Consider the following 16,964-nt stretch of genomic DNA (forward strand, 5'->3'; position numbering starts at 1 on the left):
GCTCCGAGGTTGCGACCGTTCAGGGATTGCGGGTAGTAGTGGCTTGCGGGCCGAAGCTTGCATCGAAAAAGCGCATCCAGTTGCCGCCCATCAATAGCGCCACCTCGTCCGCTGAAAACCCCGTGGCGCGCAAGCCCTGTTCGATGTTCTTGAAATCCCGGCTGTCCTGGAACCAGCCGGGCTGCGGCGGAAACCCCGGCTGCGCGGCCGAGCCTTCGCCGTAGTCGATGTTCTTGGTATAGCGGCCCGTGCGCATCCACTGGACCACCGAGTCCGGCTGGTCCTGGCACAGGTCCGAACCCAGGCCCAGGTGCTCCACCCCCACCAGATCCGCGGTGCGCGCCACCATGGCGCAGAAGTCGTCCAAGGTACAGGCCGATTTGTTCTTGAGGTGATGCGGATACAGCGAAAAGCCGAACATGCCGCCCGCGCCAGCCAGCGCCTTGAGCACCGTGTCCGACTTGTTGCGCAGCGCCTGCGCCCAGGAATGCGGATTGGCGTGACTGATGGTGATGGGCCGCTCGGACAGTTCTATCGCTTTCAGCGTGGAACGTTCGCCCGAATGGCTCATGTCGATGACCAGCCCGACCCGGTTCATTTCCTTGATCACTTCGCGCCCCATGCGGGTGACGCCGCTGTCGACCGCTTCATAGCAGCCCGCAGCCAGCAAGGACTGGTTGTTATAGGTCAGCTGCATGAAGCGCACGCCCAGCGTGTGCACCACCTCGACCAGGCCGATGTCGTCTTCGATGGGCGACGGGTTCTGCAGCCCGAAAATGATCGCGGTGTGGCCGGTCTCCCGGGCGCGCCTGACGTCGTCGCCACTGCGCGCCTGCACGATCAGGTCGGGATAGCGCTCGAACCACCGGTTCCAGCGTTCGATGTTGTGGATCATCTCCCGCAAGTTCTCGTGGTACGCGATGGTGACGTGGACCGCGTCCACGCCGCCTTCGCGCAGTTGGCGGAATATCTTTTCGGACCAGTTGCTGTACTGCAGTCCGTCGACGCGTAAAGCGCTTGCGCTCATTGCTTGCTTCCTTGAATAGCAGTGAGCGGTACTGTAGATTTCCGGCCAGAATTCAGTCAAACTAAAATAACTTTGTTCTATTTAATATTTTCTTAAATATGAAACTCGAGCATCTGCGCATGTTCATGGCCGTGGTCGATGCTGGCGAACTGGCGCAGGCCGGTGACCGCGTCGGCCGTACGCCGGCGGCGCTTTCCATGACCTTGAAGCAGCTGGAGTCGGAGCTGGGCGGCCCCTTGTTCGAAGGCGAACGCAAGATCCGCTTGTCTCCCCTGGGCCTTTATGTCCGCGCGCAGGCGCAGCGGGCCATTGCGGAATTCGACTCGGCCGTGGCCCACATGGTCCGCTATGCCAGCGGCGCGCTGGGAACGGCCAAGGTGGCCGCCGTGCCCTCGGCGGCCATCCGGCTATTGCCGCAGGTCATCGGTTCGATGCGCAAGCAGTATCCACAGGTACGTGTGGACTTGCGCGACATAGACTCGGCCGCGGTGGGCAAGGCGGTGGCCGATGGCGAGGTCGATTTCGGCATTGCCACGCTGCCGGCTCCCCTGCCCGGCATCGTGACCGAGCCCTTGTTCGAAGACCGTTTCGTGCTGGTGTGTCCGGCCGGGCACCGCCTGACGAAGCTGCGGCGCGAGGCGCGCTGGCGCGATATCGACGCCGCGGAGTTCATTGCAAACGGCTTGTGCGCCCGGTTTGACTCCCCGGAAGTGGCCGCGTTGGTGGAAGCCTCGCTGCTGACGGTGCGCAATACCACTTCCTTGCTGACCTTTGTCGAACAAGGCTTCGGCGTCACCATCCTGCCGGCGCTGGCGGTCACGGCTAGCGCAAAATTGGCGATCGTACCCCTGGCCGACCAAAGCGCCGTCCGCAGCCTGGAAGTACTGACCCGCGGCGGCGAGACGCTCAGCCCGGCCGCTCAGGCTCTTCTGGGACTCACGCGCAGCATGGCTGCCGAGTTGGCACTGGCCTGGTCATGATTTTTTCGGGACATCGATGAAATTCGACATCTACGGCAGGTTTCAGCTCGACATCCAACGCGAGGGCGCGGTGTGGACGGCGTACCGTTCGGACGCCGGCAAACGCGTACGGGCTGCGGACATTGCCATTCCTGCCGATGTGCCCGCAGACGGGCTGGCCGAATATCTGGATGACATCTATCACGAGTTGTCCGGTCCGGGCGACCGGATTGAGCGTATCGGCTAGGGCAGCCGGACTACTCCTCTTCACCGTAGCCGAAAGGCCAACGGCGCTTGTTCGGCTCGGGCGCGGGTTGCTGACTGTGCATGACGGGCTCCTGAGGTTCGATGGACGAATACTACCGGCATCCGCCAAATCGAACTGCAAAGGTTCGCAAAGATTGCGGCAATCATGCCGCAAGAGCCCCATCCGTGTTTCTAACACAAGGTGGACGCAACCCGCATCGGGGCTAGAACGTATGCCATTTCCCGGACCGGCGCGTAGGATTGAAGCCGTACGGGAGAGCGCCATGCCAGATTCCAGCTGGATTTGCGGCAGCGAGCCGCCGGGTCGCCAGGGATTCTTCGAGACGGAATTCAATACTGGCCAGACCGAAGTCACGATGTACTCCGTATTGGGCTGGATGCCGCCAGCGCATCGCGGCTACGTGGTCCGGTGGCGCTCGCTGGAACCAGCGGTGGAACAGGCGGAGATCGAACGCTATCTGTATTACCGGCGCGAGGGACGCGGGCATTCTTGACGCCCCAGGCTGGCCGCTTCTCTCCCGTTAATGCTCGCAAAGCCCGCGAATGCCGACGCGGGCTTTTTCTTTGTCCGGCGCGGCGTACAGGCGCCACCGCCGCAAGCCCTTGAAATAACTACCAGTTATGAAATTCCCTGATGAAAACCCCATCAGGGAATTTACTTATGCTCTTTAATTATTTGCAAAGCGCATACTTGCCGGGCAAGAATTCGTCCTTGGCATAAATCAAACCAGATGGAACTTCGTCAACTCGAGGCCTTCGCGGCCGTCATGTCCACGGGCAGCGTCACTGCTGCCGGCCGGCTGTTGGGACGCTCCCAGCCGGCGATCAGCCGGTTGTTGCAGGAACTGGAAGCCGAGATCGGCTATCCCTTGTTTGCGCGCAGCGGCCCGCGCGTGACGCCCACCGAGCAGGGCTTCCTGCTGTATGACGACGTCGAGCGCGCGTTGGCGGGCATGCAGCAGATCCGCAGCCGCGCCGATGAAATCGCGCGTGGCCAGGCCCAGCCGCTGCTGATGGCCGCCACTTCCGCCCTGGCGGCGGGCCTGGTGCCCGACGCGCTCAAGCGCATCGAGGACCGGGTCGGCGCCGCGCGCATCCAATTGCGCAGCGCCTCGCCCGAGCGCGTGGTGCACGCCGTGCTATCCGGCGCCGCGCAACTGGGCGCGACCAGCCTGCCGCTGGAGCATCGCGGCCTGACGGTGCACTGGATCGGGCAAGCGCCCTGTGTGGTCGCGCTGCCGGAAAACGATCCGCTGGCGCAACAAGCCGTGGTGCCAGTCGCCGCACTGGCCGGGCGCCGCATGATCACGATGGCCAATCCCTATCGCCTGCGCCGCCGCCTGGATGCCGCGCTGGCGCAGAACGCCCAGACGCTGGGCACCATGGAAACCAACTCGTCCGTCAACGCCCTGGCCGCCGTGCGCGCCGGGCTGGGCGTGTCGGTGCTGGAACCGATCACCGCCTACGGCGCCCCCATGCCGGGCGTGGCGATCCGTCCCATCGACCTGGACATCCCCTTTTTCTTCGGGGTCATCACCCCGCAGTCGCAAACGCTGACGCCGGCCTGCCAGGCCATGGCGGACGCGCTCGCCCAAGCCGCCGCGGCCCTGCTGCCCGGCTTCGCCCTGCACGACGCCACCGAGCATTCGGCCCTGCTGCAGTCGATCTATGGCGACGACGCCCCTCTTACGGAATCCCCTGCTATATGAATCAGCCTGTAGCCACCCCGCCGCAAGGCCTAGCCGCGCTGGAAGCGCGCCTGCGGCAAGACCTGTCCTGGCTGGAACTGCCCGCCAAGAACTGGGTCACGCCCCGCCTCGTCGACGGCCAGCCGGTGCTGGACGTGGCCATCATCGGCGGCGGCATGGCCGGCCTGGCCGCGGCCGCCTCGCTCAAGCACCTGGGCATCAACGCCCCGATTTTCGACCAGGCGCCCGAAGGCTACGAAGGTCCCTGGGCCACCACCGCCCGCATGGAAACCCTGCGTTCGCCCAAGCAATTGACCGGCCCCGCGCTGGGCCTGCCGGCGCTGACCTTCCGCGCCTGGTTCGAGGCGCAGTTCGGCTCCGAAGCCTGGGAAGCGCTGGACAAGATCCCGCGCCTGCAATGGATGGACTACCTGCGCTGGTACCGCCGCGCGCTGGATCTGGACCTGAAGAACGAGCACCGCATCCTGGCCGTGCTGCCGCGCGCCGACCAGCTGGTACGGCTGGACATCGAATCCCCCGCCGGGCGCAGCACGGTGCTGGCGCGCCGCGTGGTGCTGGCCACCGGCCGCGACGGCCTGGGCGGCGCCTATGTGCCTGATTTTGCGAAGAAGCTGCCGCGCAATCGCTGGGCGCATTCGTCCGACGTGATGGACTACAACACCCTGGCCGGCAAGCGCGTGGGCGTGGTAGGTGCCGGCGCGTCGGCCATGGACAGCGCGGCCACCGCGCTGGAAGCCGGCGCCGCCAGCGTGGACCTGCTGATCCGCCGCAACGACATTCCGCGCGTCAACAAGGGCAAGGGCGCGGGCAATCCCGGGCTGACCCACGGCCACCTGACGCTGCCCGACGAGTGGAAGTGGAAGATCCGCCACTACATCAACGCCGCCCAGGTGCCGCCGCCCCGCGGCAGCACGCTGCGCGTCTCGCGCCACCCCAACGCCCGCTTCAACCTGGGCTGCGGCGTGCAGGACCTGGCGCTGGTCGGCGACGAGATCCACGTCACCACGCCCAAGGGCGTGTTCGTGCTGGACTTCCTGATCTTCTCCACCGGTTTCCGCATCGACTGGACCGTGCGTCCGGAGTTCGCCGCGCTGGCGCCGCACGTGCGCGCCTGGGGCGACCGCTACGTGCCGCCGGCTGGCGAAGAAGACCAGGAACTGCACGACTCGCCCGACCTGGGCGCCGTGTTCGAACTTCAGGAAAAGACCCCGGGCGCCTGTCCCGGCCTGGACCGCGTGCATTGCTTCTCCTACCCCGCCGCGTTGACGCAAGGCACCATCTCGGGCGACATCCCGGCCATCAGCGAAGGCGCCAAGCGCCTGGCGCAAGGCATCGCCGGCCTGTTCTATCGCGAGGACGTGGAGACGCACTACGCCAATATGGAAGCGTTCTCCGAACCCGAAGTGTTCGGCGACGAATGGACGCCGGCCCCCGCCCCCCAAGCGGAGACCGCGCAATGACGGGCTGGTTGCTGCGCCGCATCGCGCAAGCCGCGGTGGTGGTCTTCCTGATGACGCTGATCGTCTTCGTGGGCCTGCACGCCATCGGCAATCCGGTGGACATCCTGATCGGCCAGGACGTGGACCAGGTGGACCGCGCCCGCATCATCGCCGAACTCGGCCTGGACAAGCCGCTGTGGGAACAGTACCTGGCCTTCCTGAACGGCGCCCTGCACGGCAATCTGGGCAATAGCTTCGTCTACAACATCCCGGCCGTGGAACTGGTGATACAGCGCCTGCCGGCGACGTTCGAGCTGGCCATCGCCGCGATGATGCTGGCCGTGGTGGTGGGCCTGCCGCTGGGCCTGTACGCCGGCCTGTATCCCGATAGCCGTTTCGCCAAGATGATCATGGCGGGCAGCATCGTCGGCTTCTCACTGCCGACGTTCTGGATCGCGCTGATGCTGATCATGACCTTCAGCGTGTCGCTGGGCTGGCTGCCGGCCAGCGGCCGCGGCGAGACGGTGGAATTTCTGGGCTTCCAGTGGTCCTGGCTGACGGCCGACGGCTGGCGCCACCTGATCCTGCCGGCGTTCAACCTGTCGCTATTCAAGATTTCGCTCGTGATCCGCCTGACCCGCGCCGGCGTGCGCGACGTGCTGCCGCTGGACTTCGTGAAGTTCGCCCGCGCCAAGGGCCTGTCGCCCATGCGGGTGGTCTGTGTGCACGTGTTGCGCAACACCATGATTCCGCTGGTGACGGTGCTGGGCCTGGAGCTGGGCTCCACCATCGCCTTCGCCGTGGTCACGGAAAGCATCTTCGCCTGGCCCGGCGCCGGCAAGCTGATCCTGGACAGCCTGAACGCGCTGGACCGCCCCGTCATCGTGGCCTACCTGATCGTGGTGGTGTGCCTGTTCGTGACCCTGAACCTGATCGTGGACATTCTTTATAAAGTGCTGGACCCGCGGGTGCGGCTGGAGGCCTCGGCATGAGCGCCGTATCGACAAACCCCACTCCCGCGCTGCGCCGCGAATCGCCGTGGCGGCGCAACCTGGCCGAGTTCATGTCGTCCAAGACGGCGGTGCTGGGCCTGACGGTTGCCACGTTGCTGATCCTGGCCGCCGTGCTGGCGCCCTGGATCGCGCCGCAGAACCCCTATGACCTGCTGCAGATCGACGTGCTGGACGCGCGCCTGCCGCCGGGCAGCATGAACGGCCTGGACACCTTCCACTACTGGCTGGGCACCGACGGCCAGGGCCGCGACCTGCTCTCGGGCATTCTGTACGGCCTGCGCATCAGCCTGATGGTGGGCGTGGGCTCGGCCGTCATCGCCGGCATCGTCGGCACGCTGCTGGGCCTGCTTGCGGCCTACGCCGGCGGCAAGGTCGACGCGCTGATCATGCGCCTGGTCGACCTGATCCTGTCGTTCCCGTCCATCCTCGTGGCCATGATGATCCTGGCCTACCTGGGCAAGGGCGTGGGCAACGTGGTGCTGACGCTGGTGATCCTGGAATGGGCCTACTACGCCCGCACCGCGCGTGGCCAGGCCCTGGTCGAGCGCCGCCGCGAATACGTGGAAGCCGCCCGCTGCCTGGACATCCCCAACTGGCGCATCATGTTGAAGCACATCCTGCCCAACTGCCTGCCGCCGCTGATCGTCATCGGCACCTTGCAAATCGCGCGCGCCATCACGCTGGAAGCCACCTTGAGCTTCCTGGGCCTGGGCGTGCCCGTGACCGAACCGTCGCTGGGACTGCTGATCTCCAACGGCTTCCAGACCATGCTGTCCGGCGAATACTGGATCAGCTTCTATCCCGGCATCGCGCTCTTGATCACCATCGTGGCGATCAACCTGGTGGGCGACCGCCTGCGCGACGTGCTGAACCCGAGGACCCACAAATGAGCGCCGACCGCCATACTGCCGGCGCGCCGACGCTGGAGGTGCGCAACCTGCGCACCCACTTCCACACCCGCGCGGGCGTGCTGCCCGCCGTGGACGACGTGTCCTTCACGCTGGAACGCGGCAAGATCCTGGGCCTGGTCGGCGAGTCCGGCTCGGGCAAGTCCGTCACGGGCTTCTCCATCATGGGCCTGGTCGACGCGCCGGGCCGCATCGTCGGCGGCGAAGTGCTGTTCCAGGGCCGCGACCTGACCAAGCTGGCGCCGCGCGAACTGCGCAAGCTGCAGGGCAACCGCATCGCCATGATCTTCCAGGATCCGATGATGACGCTGAACCCCGTGCTGCGGGTGGACGCGCAAATGATCGAGACCGTGCGCGCGCACAACAAGATGAGCGCAGCGCAAGCCCGCGCCCTGTCGCGCGACACCCTGGGCATGATGGGCATCCCCAGCCCCGAAGAGCGGCTGCTGGCCTACCCGCATCAGCTGTCCGGCGGCATGCGCCAGCGCGTGGCCATCGCGATTGCCATGCTGCACCGGCCCGACCTGATCATCGCCGACGAACCCACCACCGCGCTGGACGTCACGATCCAGGCGCAGATCCTGTCCGAAGTGCAGAAGCTTGCGCAACAGCACGGCACCAGCCTGATCTGGATCACCCATGACCTGTCGGTGGTGGCCGGCCTGGCCGACGACGTGGCGGTGATGTACGCCGGCCGCATCGTCGAGCACGGCACCGTCGACGACGTGCTGGACCGTCCGCAGCACCCCTACACCGTGGGCCTGATCGACAGCCTGCCCAGCAACAACCGGCGCGGCCAACGCCTGCGCCAGATCCCCGGCATGACGCCCAACCTGCTCAACCTGCCCGCGGGCTGTGCCTTCGCGGCGCGCTGCTCGCGCGCCACCGCCGCCTGCGGCCAGCAGCCCGGCATCACCCAGGCCTTGCCCGAACACAAAGTGCGCTGCTTCCATCCCACGATCCAGACCAGCGAGGTAATGGCATGAGCGCGACCGCCCCTACCCCGCTGATCGCCCTGAACCAAGTCAGCAAGCGTTTCGGCGAACGCCCCACCGGCCCCGCGACGCGCGCCATGCAGCGCCTGGGCCTGTCCAAGCCGCCCGCCGTGACCCGCGCCGTCGACAACGTGGACCTGATCGTCAACCCCGGCGAAGTGGTCGGCCTGGTCGGCGAGTCCGGCTGCGGCAAGTCCACGCTGGGCCGCATCGCGGCTGGCCTCTTGACGCCCTCCGGCGGCGAAATCCGCATCAATGGCGTGCGCCCGGCCGACATGAACTCGGCCCAGGCCCATGCCGCGCGCCTGCAAGTGCAGATGATCTTCCAGGACCCCTACGCCAGCCTCAACCCGCGCCTGCGCGTGGACGAGATCGTGGGCGAAGCGGCCCGCATCCACGGCCTGGTCGGCAATGGCGACTTCGACGACTACGTCAGCGCCCAGCTGGAACGCGCCGGCCTGGACCCCGCGCTGCGTCAGCGCTATCCGCACCAGTTCAGCGGCGGCCAGCGCCAGCGCATCGGCATCGCCCGCGCCCTGGCCGTGCAGCCCACCATGCTGGTGTGCGACGAGGCCGTGGCCGCGCTGGACGTGTCGATCCAGGCGCAGATCCTGAACCTTTTCATGGACCTGCGAGAAGACCTGGGCTTGACCTATCTCTTCATCAGCCATGACCTGGGCGTGGTCGAGCACCTGTCCGACCGCGTCGTGATCATGTACCTGGGCCGCGTGGTGGAAACGGCGACCGTGGAAGAAGTCTTCCGCCACCCCAACCACCCGTACACGCAAGCCCTGCTGGCCGAGATCCCCAGCCTGAAGTCGCGCCACAAGACCTTTACCGCGATCAAGGGCGAGATCCCCAGCCCGCTGAATCCGCCCGGCGGCTGCCATTTCCATCCGCGCTGCCCGCATGCGATGCCGCGCTGCAAGACCGAGGTTCCCACCTTGAAGGGAATCGCCATCAACCACCAGAGCGCCTGTCACCTGAACGACATGGCGTGACCACCGCCGCCTCGCCGCGGCGCCCGAACCAACCGCCAGTTCCCCCTATACCAAGGACTCCGAACATGAAACGCCTGATTCTCACCACCCTGACCGCCGCCATCCTCGGCGCTTCCGCCGCCGCCAGCGCCGACGACCTGTCCATCGGCTTCGCCGACCCGCTGTCGTCGCTGGACCCGCAGCTGAACAACCACGCCGGCGACCGCTCGGTGGCCCTGCACTTCTGGGACCTGCTGATCGAGAACAAGTGGAACAAGCTGCAGCCCGGTCTGGCCGTCAGCTGGAAGCCGCTGGACGACAAGACCTGGGAATTCAAGCTGCGCGAAGGCGTCAAGTGGCAGGACGGCACGCCCTTCACCGCCGACGACCTGATCTACTCCTACACCCGCGCGCGCGCCGTGCCGGGCAGCGTGGCCACCTACGCCGGCTACCTGCGCACCATCGACACCATGACCGCCAAGGATCCGCTGACGCTCATCGTCAAGACCAAGGCCCCCAACCCCGACCTGCCGCTGAACCTGGCGTCGGTGCACGTGGTCAGCAAGCACGTCGGTGAAAAGTCCACCACCGAAGACTACAACTCGGGCAAGGCCATGGTCGGCACCGGCCCCTACAAGTTCGTGTCCTACACCCCCGGCGACCGCGTCATCATGGAACGCAACGACGCCTACTGGGGCGACAAGCAGATCTGGGACAAGGTCAACTACCGCTACATCAACAACGCCGCCGCCCGCACCGCCGCGCTCTTGGCGGGCGACGTGGACGTGATCGACAAGGTCTCGGTGTCCGACCTGGCCAAGCTGCAAAAGGCCGCCAACGTGTCCGTCTACCCCTACGACGGCCTGCGCGTCATGCTGCTGCAGCCCAGCTTCAACCCCGCGCCCAACCAGTACATCACCGACAACAACGGCAAGCCGCTGGACAAGAACCCGCTGCTGGACGTGCGCGTGCGCCAGGCCCTGAACCTGGCCATCAACCGCAAGGCCATCGCCGACCGCATCCTGCAAGGCGCGGCCACCGAAGCCAACCAGTGGATGCCCAAGGGCACCATCGGCTACAACCCCGACGTCAAGGACATCCCCAACGACGTCGCCCAAGCCAAGAAGCTGCTGGCCGAAGCCGGCTACCCGGACGGCTTCAAGCTGACCATGCACGTACCCAACGACCGCTACCCGCAAGGCCCGGAAACCGCCCAGGCCGTGGCGCAGTTCTGGACCCGCGCCGGCGTCAAGACCCAGGTGGAAGTCGTGCCGTGGGCCGTGTACTCGGGCCGCGCCAACAAGAACGAATTCGCGGTCAGCATGCTGGCCTGGGGCAACGGCACCGGCGAAGGCAGCTACGCGCTGGTCAACATCCTGGCCACCGCCGACGCCAAGAAGGGCCTGGGCGCGTCCAACTGGGGCCGCTACAGCAACCCCAAGGTCGACGCCGCGCTGGAGCAATCCACCTCGGAATTCGACGTGGCCAAGCGTGAAGCCATCCTGCGCGACTCCGTCAAGATCGTGTACGACGACGTCGGCATCATCCCGCTGTTCCACTACAAGAACATCTGGGCCACCAAGAAGGGCCTGAAGGTCACCCCCATGACCAGCGACCGCACGGCCGCCATGATGGTGACGAAAGAGTCGGGCAAGTAAGCCATGACGCCCACCCTGACCATCACCCCGGCCGTCGACCTGATCGACGTGCCGCGCCAGATCCGGGTCGAACACGTCGCGCCCGGCCAGACGGTGGAAATCACCGCCCTGACCCGCCGCAACGGCGTGCTCTGGCAAAGCCAGGCCGCCTTCGTGGCGGGCGCCGACGGCACGGTCGACCTGGGCCGCGACGCGCCCGTGTCCGGCGATTACGAAGGCGTGGCGCCCATGGGCCTGGTCTGGTCGCAGTCCCCCGTGGACTCGTCCAGCCGCGAACACTTCAACCACCCGGTGACCGACGCCCTGGTCACCGACGTGGTGGCGCGCGTCGCGGGCTCGCAGGCCCAGGCCAGCTTCACCCAGCGCCTGGCGGCTGACGGCGTCACGCGCCAGGACGTGCGCGAGGAAGGCCTGGTCGGCACGCTGTACCTGCCGCCCGGCCCCGGCCCGTTCCCCGCCGTCATGATCCTGAACGGCTCCGGCGGCGGCATCAACGAACCGCGCGCGGCGCTGTATGCGTCCCGCGGCTACGCCGCCTTTGCGCTGGCCTACTTCAAGGCGCCCGGCCTGTCGGACTACATCTCCAACACCCCGCTGGAATACTTCCAGACCGGCCTGCGCTGGCTGCGCAAGAAGGTCCAGCCTAAGCACGACTTCGTCGCCATCAGCGGCCAGTCGCGCGGCGGCGAACTGGTGCTGCTGCTGGGCGCCACCTTCCCCAAGGAAGTCTCGGCCGTGGTCGCCTACGTGCCCGGCGCCGTGGTCCACAGCGGCCAGAACGCCTGCGATCCCAAGATCGGCCGCGAAGGCCCCACGTGGCTCTTGGGCGGCAAGCCCATCCCCCACGTCTGGGAGAACAACCGCACCGCTACCTGGGCGCCCTTCGACGAAGGCCCCTCGCCGCACCGCCACGAAAAAGCCATCCTCACCGCCCTGCAAGACCCCGACGCCGTGGCCCGCGCCCGCATCAAGGTCGAGGACATCCAGGGCCCCGTCATGCTGCTGTCCGGCACCGACGACGGCTCCTGGCCGTCCAGCATCTATTCCAAGATGGTGCAGGACAAGCTGGCCGAGGTGAACCACCCCTATCCGGTCGAGTGGCTGGACTACGAGAACGGCGGGCACTCCATCCTGTTCCCCTACGTGCCCACCACCCAGCTCGTCTACGCCCACCCCGTGTCCGGCAAGATCAGCACCAGCGGCGGCAACCCCAAGGACAACGCCCGCGCCGACCAGGAATCCTGGGAAGGCGTGAAGCAGTTCCTGGACGCCGCTGTCGCAGCACGCGCCGCCAAGTAAAGCATCAAGGAGATCCGCATGGCTGAACCCATCGTCTACAACGTCACGGACGACCTCGTCGACCGCCTGATCGGCCTGGCCCCGGGCGCCAAGACCTACGAAGTGCGCCACTTCCGCGAGAAGGTCGCCGCCGCCACCCAAGGCAGCTACGACGCCCTGTTCGACCCCGCGCTGCCCGGCCTGTCCCTGGCCGAGCGCCTGCTGGTCGCGCTGTACGCCACCCGCATCACCCCGTCGCCGCTGCTGACCGCGCACTACCGCAAGCGCGTGGCCGAGGCCGGCGCCACCCCGGCCGACATCGCCGTCGCCGAATCAGGCAAGCCGTCAGACGCCGCCACCCCGCGCCTGGCCGCCATCCTGGAGTTCACGCGCAAGCTGATCGAGAAGCCCGTCGAAGGCGACGAAGCCGCGCTCAAGACCCTGCCCGCCGCCGGCGTCTCCACGCCCGCCGTGGTCACGCTGTCCCAGCTTGTCGCCTTCCTGTCCTACCAGGTCCGCCTCGTCGCCGGCCTGGAAGCCATGAAGGCCCTGGAAGGCCAGCCCGAGCGCGCCGCCGGCACCCCGCCCGCGCCCTTCCCCGCCAACACCGCCGCCACCGCGCCCGGCGCCGTCATCAAGGCCCACGGCTTCACCAACGAATCGCTGGAATGGAAGGCCTGGCTAGACGTCGTCAACGTTGAAACCGCCACGCCCGAACAGGTCGCCGTCCTGGAAGAAAGCCACCCCAAGGCCAAGGTCTCGGACTACTACCTGTTCCTGGTGCATCAGCCCGAAATCCTGCGCCAGCGCTCCACGGCGTTCAACGCCATCATGTACGCGCCGGGCGGACTGTCGCGTGCGGAGCGTGAACTGGGTTCGACCTACGTGTCGCGTGTGAACGGCTGCGTGTATTGCGCGTCCGTGCATGCCCAGCGCTTCGAGCAGCTGGCCAAGCGCAATGAAGTCATTGCGCAGGTGTTCGAGGATCCCGCCACCGCTGGCACCACGGCGCGCGAACTCGCCATCGGCAAGTTCTCGATCCAGATCACCGAAGCGCCTGCCACGGTGAACGCCGACAGCATCCAGGCCCTGAAGGATGCGGGCTTGAACGAAGGCGAGATCCTGGATCTGCTGCATTCGGATGCGATCTTTGCTTGGGCGAATCGCTTGATGCTGAACCTGGGCGAGCCGGTTTTCCCGAAGGCTTGATCCTGCGGCGTCCGGCCGATTGCGTGCCGGACGCTTTGCCTGCGGCTTGTCATCGCCGACCAGTATCGGCGATGACAAGCCGCGATATCAACGCTGCCAGGTCAGCAGCTTGACGCCCGCAACGGCAAACACCACGGCCACCGTTCCTTCGATCCAGCGCCGCAGCCTGGCATACAGCGCAATCATCGGCGCAGTCGAGAACGCGATGGCATAGCCGCCGAACACCATCACGCCGAGCAACGCACAACCGCCGATGATAGCGGGCAAGGTGCCGTTCGACGCGCTCTCCCCCAGCCCCAACGACATGATCGCCATCCAGGCCAGCACCGCCTTGGGGTTGCCGATATGCATGAGCACGCCCTGGCGGTAGAGCACCCGATAGCGCGGCGTCACACGGCCCGTTTCCACGTTCACAAAGGCCGCGCCCGGCCTCAGCGCCGACCTGCCAGTGCGGAACGCCAGGTAGAGCAGATAGACTCCCCCCACCACCTTGATGACGAATAGCGCCTGGGCGGAAGCCGCCAGCACGGCGGAAATCCCCGTCGCCGCCAGCGTCGCCCAGAACAACGAGCCCGTAATGACGCCCGCAGCCAACGCCAGGGCCGGCACACGGCCGTCACGCATCGCCGTTGCCATGATCGCCATATTGCTGGGTCCGGGGCTGGCGGTGGCAATCAGATAGGTGCCATACACAAGAGCAAGCTGACTCACGAGCATTTGCGTTTCTCCAGGGGTGTGGGGCCTCTCCGCCTTACAGCGGGAGGTCTCCGCGATGAACGATATGCACCTTGTTGCCGTCAGGATCGCGCAGATACGCGCCAAAGTAGCCGTCACCATAATGAGGACGTACCCCCGGTGCCCCTTCGTCCGTCCCGCCCTGCGCCAGCCCGCCCGCATGGGCCGTGCTCACGGCTTCCTGCGTAGGAGCCAGAAAAGCGACCATGCTGCCATTGCCCACCGTCGCCGGCTCGCCATCGTAGGGCATGTAGACGTAGAAGCGCGGCAGCAGCGCCTGACCGGTCACCCAGCAAAGCGCCAAGGGTCCGCCATCCGGCGTGACAACGCGGCGCTTCAACCCGAGCGGAAGCAGCACCGCGTCATAAAAACGGCCCGCGCGTTCAAGATCACGCGTCCCGACAGTGATATGGCTGAACATTTGACGACTCTCCACGCGCCCGCCCTGATGGTCAGGCGCTTTCAGAAATGCATGACATGCTCCAATCGCATCGGGCATGTTACTCGCATGCCAGATAACCTGGATCGCAAAATACTGCACAGTCCAGGGCCGGTTTTCCCGGTTCGCCAGCGTCGGCGGCGTTTTCGTTAAACTGACGCTTTCCGCCTTCTTATGCGCCCCGCCCATCGCGGGGCGCATTGCCTTACCCCATGTCCGACAAAACCCACGACATCCGCCCCGGCCAGTCGATCGAACTGCTCAAGGCCCTGCACATCCTGACCCGCGACGGCAAGATGAACCAGGACAGCCGCCGCAAGCTCAAACAGGTCTACCACCTGTTCCAATTCATCGAACCGCTGCTCAAGGACGTCCAACAACAACGCGGCGCCGTCACCCTCGCCGACCACGGCGCGGGCAAGTCGTACCTAGGCTTCATCCTGTATGACCTGTTCTTCAAGGAACAGCCCGAGGCGCTGAAGAACGGCTCCCACATCTACGGCATCGAAACCCGCGAAGAACTGGTGAAGTCCTCGGAAGAACTGGCCAAGCGGCTGGGGTTTGGCGGCATGTCGTTCCTGAACCTGTCCGTGGCCGATTCCATCACGTCGGACAAGCTGCCAGCCACGATCGACGTCGTCACCGCCCTGCACGCCTGCAACACCGCCACCGACGACGCGATCCACTTCGCGTTGGAGAAGAAAGCCAAGTACATCGTCGTCGTGCCATGCTGCCAGGCGGAAGTGGCGTCGGTGCTGCGCAAGAACAAGGCGAAGGCGCTGGCTGATCCGCTGGCGGAGATCTGGCGGCATCCGCTGCATACGCGGGAGTTTGGGAGCCAGATCACCAATGTGCTGCGGTGCTTGCAGCTGGAGGCGCATGGGTATCAGGTCAGCGTGACCGAGCTGGTGGGATGGGAACATTCGATGAAGAATGAACTCATCATTGCGCAGTACAAGGATTTGCCGCGCAGGAAGCCGGCTGACCGGCTGACGGAGATGTTGGATAGGATTGGGCTGCAGGAACTGAAGGATCGGTTCTTTGTGCCGAAAGCTGCAGAGGCGACGGCGTAAGCGCCTGCCGTGCTTCATGCCGCAGCGTCAGCATCCGTGGTGCGTGCCGTCGTCTGCTGCCGGATACACCGCATGACGCGGTGAACGCCATTCGAGCAACATTCCCCACATGTCTTCTCGCACGCGCAAGGCATCCCCAGAACAGACGGCGCTGCTAACAGCGGCCTTCCCCGAGCGACTGCGAGCCGAAGCGGCACATATCGCCGAGGAGATCTGCCCCTCGGTCATGAGCGGCCGCGGCTTGTCCGTCATCGTGCAGGACGAGCCATTGACGCTGCCCTATCGCGTTCAGCATGGGGGCAGCGACACCTTGTCTTCCAAGCTGGACGAACCCCTGGGACTGATCTACGCGTGCATACAGTCACGCCATCATGACGGCCACATGCGCCAGCGCCAAATTGAGCGGTTGGCTGGGGTGTCCGAGCCTTGGGTTGTGTCGTTCGTGGTGCAGCTCTGCAGCGAATACGTCGTTGAAATCCTGCAGGACATCGACGCGCGCTTGCCCTTGCTGGACAAGCGCGTCTATGGAACGGTTCTTCGAGGCAATCCGGCCTTTCTGGATCTGGCACAGCAACGCATGACCAGCTACTGGGATTGCTACTACCGGCGGCGCTGGGTCAGAAGCGAAACCTATGTGGGGTGTCGCTTGTTCAAGCAGTTCCGCGACTGGCAGGTCTCAGGCTAGGACCTCACCAGCTTGAAAAGCCCGATCCGCGAATCAGTTGCCAGAGCTGCGGCGCAACCGATCGGATGAGTTCTTGTTCAAGCGCTTCGCTTCGTCTTCCGCGTAGTCTTCCTCACCCTCTTCGTACTTGCCTTCATACATGCAGCTGCTGCGGTTCCATCCGCACTCGCCGCCTAACGAGCAACCTGAGCTCAAGGCGGCAAGGAACAAGAGGATGCTGCAACGGCCTAATCTTTGAATCGACATATCGCTCCCTGGTGATCGGGGTAAGTGTAAGGGATGGAGATGACGACTTAGCCGGCGTGGTCTGAGCCTGAATTGCAAACGGCTGCAACGCATGGCGCCGATTTCGGCTCAAGTGTGCTCAATTTGGCACGGGTCACGCTTGATTGCGATGTCCGTCGGCCTCGATACTGGCATTGCAATCCCACAAAGATCGCCCAGATTGACAGCTGGAAAAGACTGACCTGCTCCCCGTGGTTAGTACGAAATCGATGTAGAGTCCGTTCACAAAGGAACGGCAATGAAGAAACGATTTACGGAAGAACAGATCATCGGGGTGCTGAAGGAGGCCGAGGCAGGGGCCAAGG

General features: G+C 65.5%; 17 protein-coding genes. 14 read left to right on the forward strand and 3 right to left on the reverse strand.

The genetic code is table 11. The features are described from left to right. Positions 1-19: 19 nt before the first annotated feature. On the reverse strand, positions 20-1,027 hold the full coding sequence (locus tag IB268_RS14700) for a membrane dipeptidase (RefSeq protein ID WP_192354444.1): 1,008 nt from the start codon (positions 1,025-1,027) through the stop codon (positions 20-22). Positions 1,028-1,125: 98 nt separating this feature from the next. Between IB268_RS14700 and IB268_RS14705 the strand changes: the two genes are divergently transcribed. The 12 genes from IB268_RS14705 to IB268_RS14760 all read left to right on the forward strand — a co-directional run bounded on the left by IB268_RS14705 (position 1,126) and on the right by IB268_RS14760 (position 13,442). Further along, entirely contained in the window at positions 1,126-2,007 is an 882-nt protein-coding gene (locus tag IB268_RS14705) for a LysR family transcriptional regulator (RefSeq protein WP_192354445.1), read from the forward strand. Between the two features lie 16 nt (positions 2,008-2,023). Next, positions 2,024-2,233: a hypothetical protein gene (locus IB268_RS14710; RefSeq protein ID WP_119451334.1), complete on the forward strand. Its 210-nt coding sequence runs from the start codon at positions 2,024-2,026 to the stop codon at positions 2,231-2,233. A 283-nt stretch (positions 2,234-2,516) separates the two neighbouring features. Further along, entirely contained in the window at positions 2,517-2,747 is a 231-nt protein-coding gene (locus tag IB268_RS14715) for a hypothetical protein (protein WP_054456318.1), read from the forward strand. A 237-nt stretch (positions 2,748-2,984) separates the two neighbouring features. Next, entirely contained in the window at positions 2,985-3,962 is a 978-nt protein-coding gene (locus IB268_RS14720) for a LysR family transcriptional regulator (RefSeq protein ID WP_192354446.1), read from the forward strand. Further along, on the forward strand, positions 3,959-5,422 hold the full coding sequence (locus tag IB268_RS14725) for an NAD(P)/FAD-dependent oxidoreductase (RefSeq protein WP_192354447.1): 1,464 nt from the start codon (positions 3,959-3,961) through the stop codon (positions 5,420-5,422). The genes IB268_RS14720 and IB268_RS14725 overlap by 4 nt, the downstream gene beginning before the upstream one ends. Then, positions 5,419-6,393 carry an ABC transporter permease gene (locus IB268_RS14730; protein WP_054456315.1) on the forward strand — a complete coding sequence of 325 codons (975 nt, stop codon included), beginning with the start codon at positions 5,419-5,421 and terminating at the stop codon, positions 6,391-6,393. The genes IB268_RS14725 and IB268_RS14730 overlap by 4 nt, the downstream gene beginning before the upstream one ends. After that, positions 6,390-7,304: an ABC transporter permease gene (locus IB268_RS14735; protein WP_192354448.1), complete on the forward strand. Its 915-nt coding sequence runs from the start codon at positions 6,390-6,392 to the stop codon at positions 7,302-7,304. Before IB268_RS14730 ends, IB268_RS14735 begins: the two co-directional genes overlap by 4 nt. Then, positions 7,301-8,308 carry an ABC transporter ATP-binding protein gene (locus IB268_RS14740; protein WP_054456313.1) on the forward strand — a complete coding sequence of 336 codons (1,008 nt, stop codon included), beginning with the start codon at positions 7,301-7,303 and terminating at the stop codon, positions 8,306-8,308. Before IB268_RS14735 ends, IB268_RS14740 begins: the two co-directional genes overlap by 4 nt. Further along, the gene (locus IB268_RS14745) at positions 8,305-9,318 is read left to right on the forward strand and encodes an ABC transporter ATP-binding protein (RefSeq protein WP_192354449.1); all 1,014 of its coding nucleotides are present in this window, start codon (positions 8,305-8,307) and stop codon (positions 9,316-9,318) included. The genes IB268_RS14740 and IB268_RS14745 overlap by 4 nt, the downstream gene beginning before the upstream one ends. Before the next feature lie 65 nt (positions 9,319-9,383). Further along, positions 9,384-10,955: an ABC transporter substrate-binding protein gene (locus tag IB268_RS14750; protein WP_175161502.1), complete on the forward strand. Its 1,572-nt coding sequence runs from the start codon at positions 9,384-9,386 to the stop codon at positions 10,953-10,955. Between the two features lie 3 nt (positions 10,956-10,958). Beyond that, positions 10,959-12,254 carry an acyl-CoA thioesterase/bile acid-CoA:amino acid N-acyltransferase family protein gene (locus tag IB268_RS14755; protein WP_192354450.1) on the forward strand — a complete coding sequence of 432 codons (1,296 nt, stop codon included), beginning with the start codon at positions 10,959-10,961 and terminating at the stop codon, positions 12,252-12,254. Positions 12,255-12,272: 18 nt separating this feature from the next. Beyond that, the gene (locus IB268_RS14760; protein WP_192354451.1) at positions 12,273-13,442 is read left to right on the forward strand and encodes a CMD domain protein; all 1,170 of its coding nucleotides are present in this window, start codon (positions 12,273-12,275) and stop codon (positions 13,440-13,442) included. 87 nt (positions 13,443-13,529) lie between these two features. Here the strand turns inward: IB268_RS14760 and IB268_RS14765 are convergent, their stop codons facing one another. Together IB268_RS14765 and IB268_RS14770 are read right to left on the reverse strand one after the other, a co-directional pair. Then, positions 13,530-14,159, reverse strand: a complete 630-nt coding sequence (locus IB268_RS14765; RefSeq protein WP_054456309.1) for a LysE family translocator — start codon at positions 14,157-14,159, stop codon at positions 13,530-13,532. Between the two features lie 34 nt (positions 14,160-14,193). Next, on the reverse strand, positions 14,194-14,598 hold the full coding sequence (locus tag IB268_RS14770; protein ID WP_119451224.1) for a VOC family protein: 405 nt from the start codon (positions 14,596-14,598) through the stop codon (positions 14,194-14,196). A 230-nt stretch (positions 14,599-14,828) separates the two neighbouring features. On the opposite strand from IB268_RS14770, the gene IB268_RS14775 reads away from it, so the two are divergent. Together IB268_RS14775 and IB268_RS14780 are read left to right on the forward strand one after the other, a co-directional pair. Next, positions 14,829-15,689, forward strand: a complete 861-nt coding sequence (locus IB268_RS14775; protein WP_192354452.1) for an SAM-dependent methyltransferase — start codon at positions 14,829-14,831, stop codon at positions 15,687-15,689. 109 nt (positions 15,690-15,798) lie between these two features. Then, complete coding sequence (locus tag IB268_RS14780; RefSeq protein ID WP_192354453.1) at positions 15,799-16,374, forward strand: hypothetical protein; 576 nt, start codon at positions 15,799-15,801, stop codon at positions 16,372-16,374. Positions 16,375-16,964: the final 590 nt, after the last annotated feature.

Source organism: Achromobacter sp. ACM01, from assembly GCF_014851745.1.
GTDB classification, from domain to species: domain Bacteria; phylum Pseudomonadota; class Gammaproteobacteria; order Burkholderiales; family Burkholderiaceae_B; genus Achromobacter; species Achromobacter aegrifaciens.

Excerpts from the sequence above, each read along its gene's own strand:
- IB268_RS14700 (WP_192354444.1), bottom strand. The coding sequence starts at position 1,027 with ATGAGCGCAAGCGCTTTACGCGTCGACGGACTGCAGTACAGCAACTGG.
- IB268_RS14705 (WP_192354445.1), top strand. The coding sequence starts at position 1,126 with ATGAAACTCGAGCATCTGCGCATGTTCATGGCCGTGGTCGATGCTGGC.
- IB268_RS14710 (WP_119451334.1), top strand. The coding sequence starts at position 2,024 with ATGAAATTCGACATCTACGGCAGGTTTCAGCTCGACATCCAACGCGAG.
- IB268_RS14715 (WP_054456318.1), top strand. The coding sequence starts at position 2,517 with ATGCCAGATTCCAGCTGGATTTGCGGCAGCGAGCCGCCGGGTCGCCAG.
- IB268_RS14720 (WP_192354446.1), top strand. The coding sequence starts at position 2,985 with ATGGAACTTCGTCAACTCGAGGCCTTCGCGGCCGTCATGTCCACGGGC.
- IB268_RS14725 (WP_192354447.1), top strand. The coding sequence starts at position 3,959 with ATGAATCAGCCTGTAGCCACCCCGCCGCAAGGCCTAGCCGCGCTGGAA.
- IB268_RS14730 (WP_054456315.1), top strand. The coding sequence starts at position 5,419 with ATGACGGGCTGGTTGCTGCGCCGCATCGCGCAAGCCGCGGTGGTGGTC.
- IB268_RS14735 (WP_192354448.1), top strand. The coding sequence starts at position 6,390 with ATGAGCGCCGTATCGACAAACCCCACTCCCGCGCTGCGCCGCGAATCG.
- IB268_RS14740 (WP_054456313.1), top strand. The coding sequence starts at position 7,301 with ATGAGCGCCGACCGCCATACTGCCGGCGCGCCGACGCTGGAGGTGCGC.
- IB268_RS14745 (WP_192354449.1), top strand. The coding sequence starts at position 8,305 with ATGAGCGCGACCGCCCCTACCCCGCTGATCGCCCTGAACCAAGTCAGC.
- IB268_RS14750 (WP_175161502.1), top strand. The coding sequence starts at position 9,384 with ATGAAACGCCTGATTCTCACCACCCTGACCGCCGCCATCCTCGGCGCT.
- IB268_RS14755 (WP_192354450.1), top strand. The coding sequence starts at position 10,959 with ATGACGCCCACCCTGACCATCACCCCGGCCGTCGACCTGATCGACGTG.
- IB268_RS14760 (WP_192354451.1), top strand. The coding sequence starts at position 12,273 with ATGGCTGAACCCATCGTCTACAACGTCACGGACGACCTCGTCGACCGC.
- IB268_RS14765 (WP_054456309.1), bottom strand. The coding sequence starts at position 14,159 with ATGCTCGTGAGTCAGCTTGCTCTTGTGTATGGCACCTATCTGATTGCC.
- IB268_RS14770 (WP_119451224.1), bottom strand. The coding sequence starts at position 14,598 with ATGTTCAGCCATATCACTGTCGGGACGCGTGATCTTGAACGCGCGGGC.
- IB268_RS14775 (WP_192354452.1), top strand. The coding sequence starts at position 14,829 with ATGTCCGACAAAACCCACGACATCCGCCCCGGCCAGTCGATCGAACTG.
- IB268_RS14780 (WP_192354453.1), top strand. The coding sequence starts at position 15,799 with ATGTCTTCTCGCACGCGCAAGGCATCCCCAGAACAGACGGCGCTGCTA.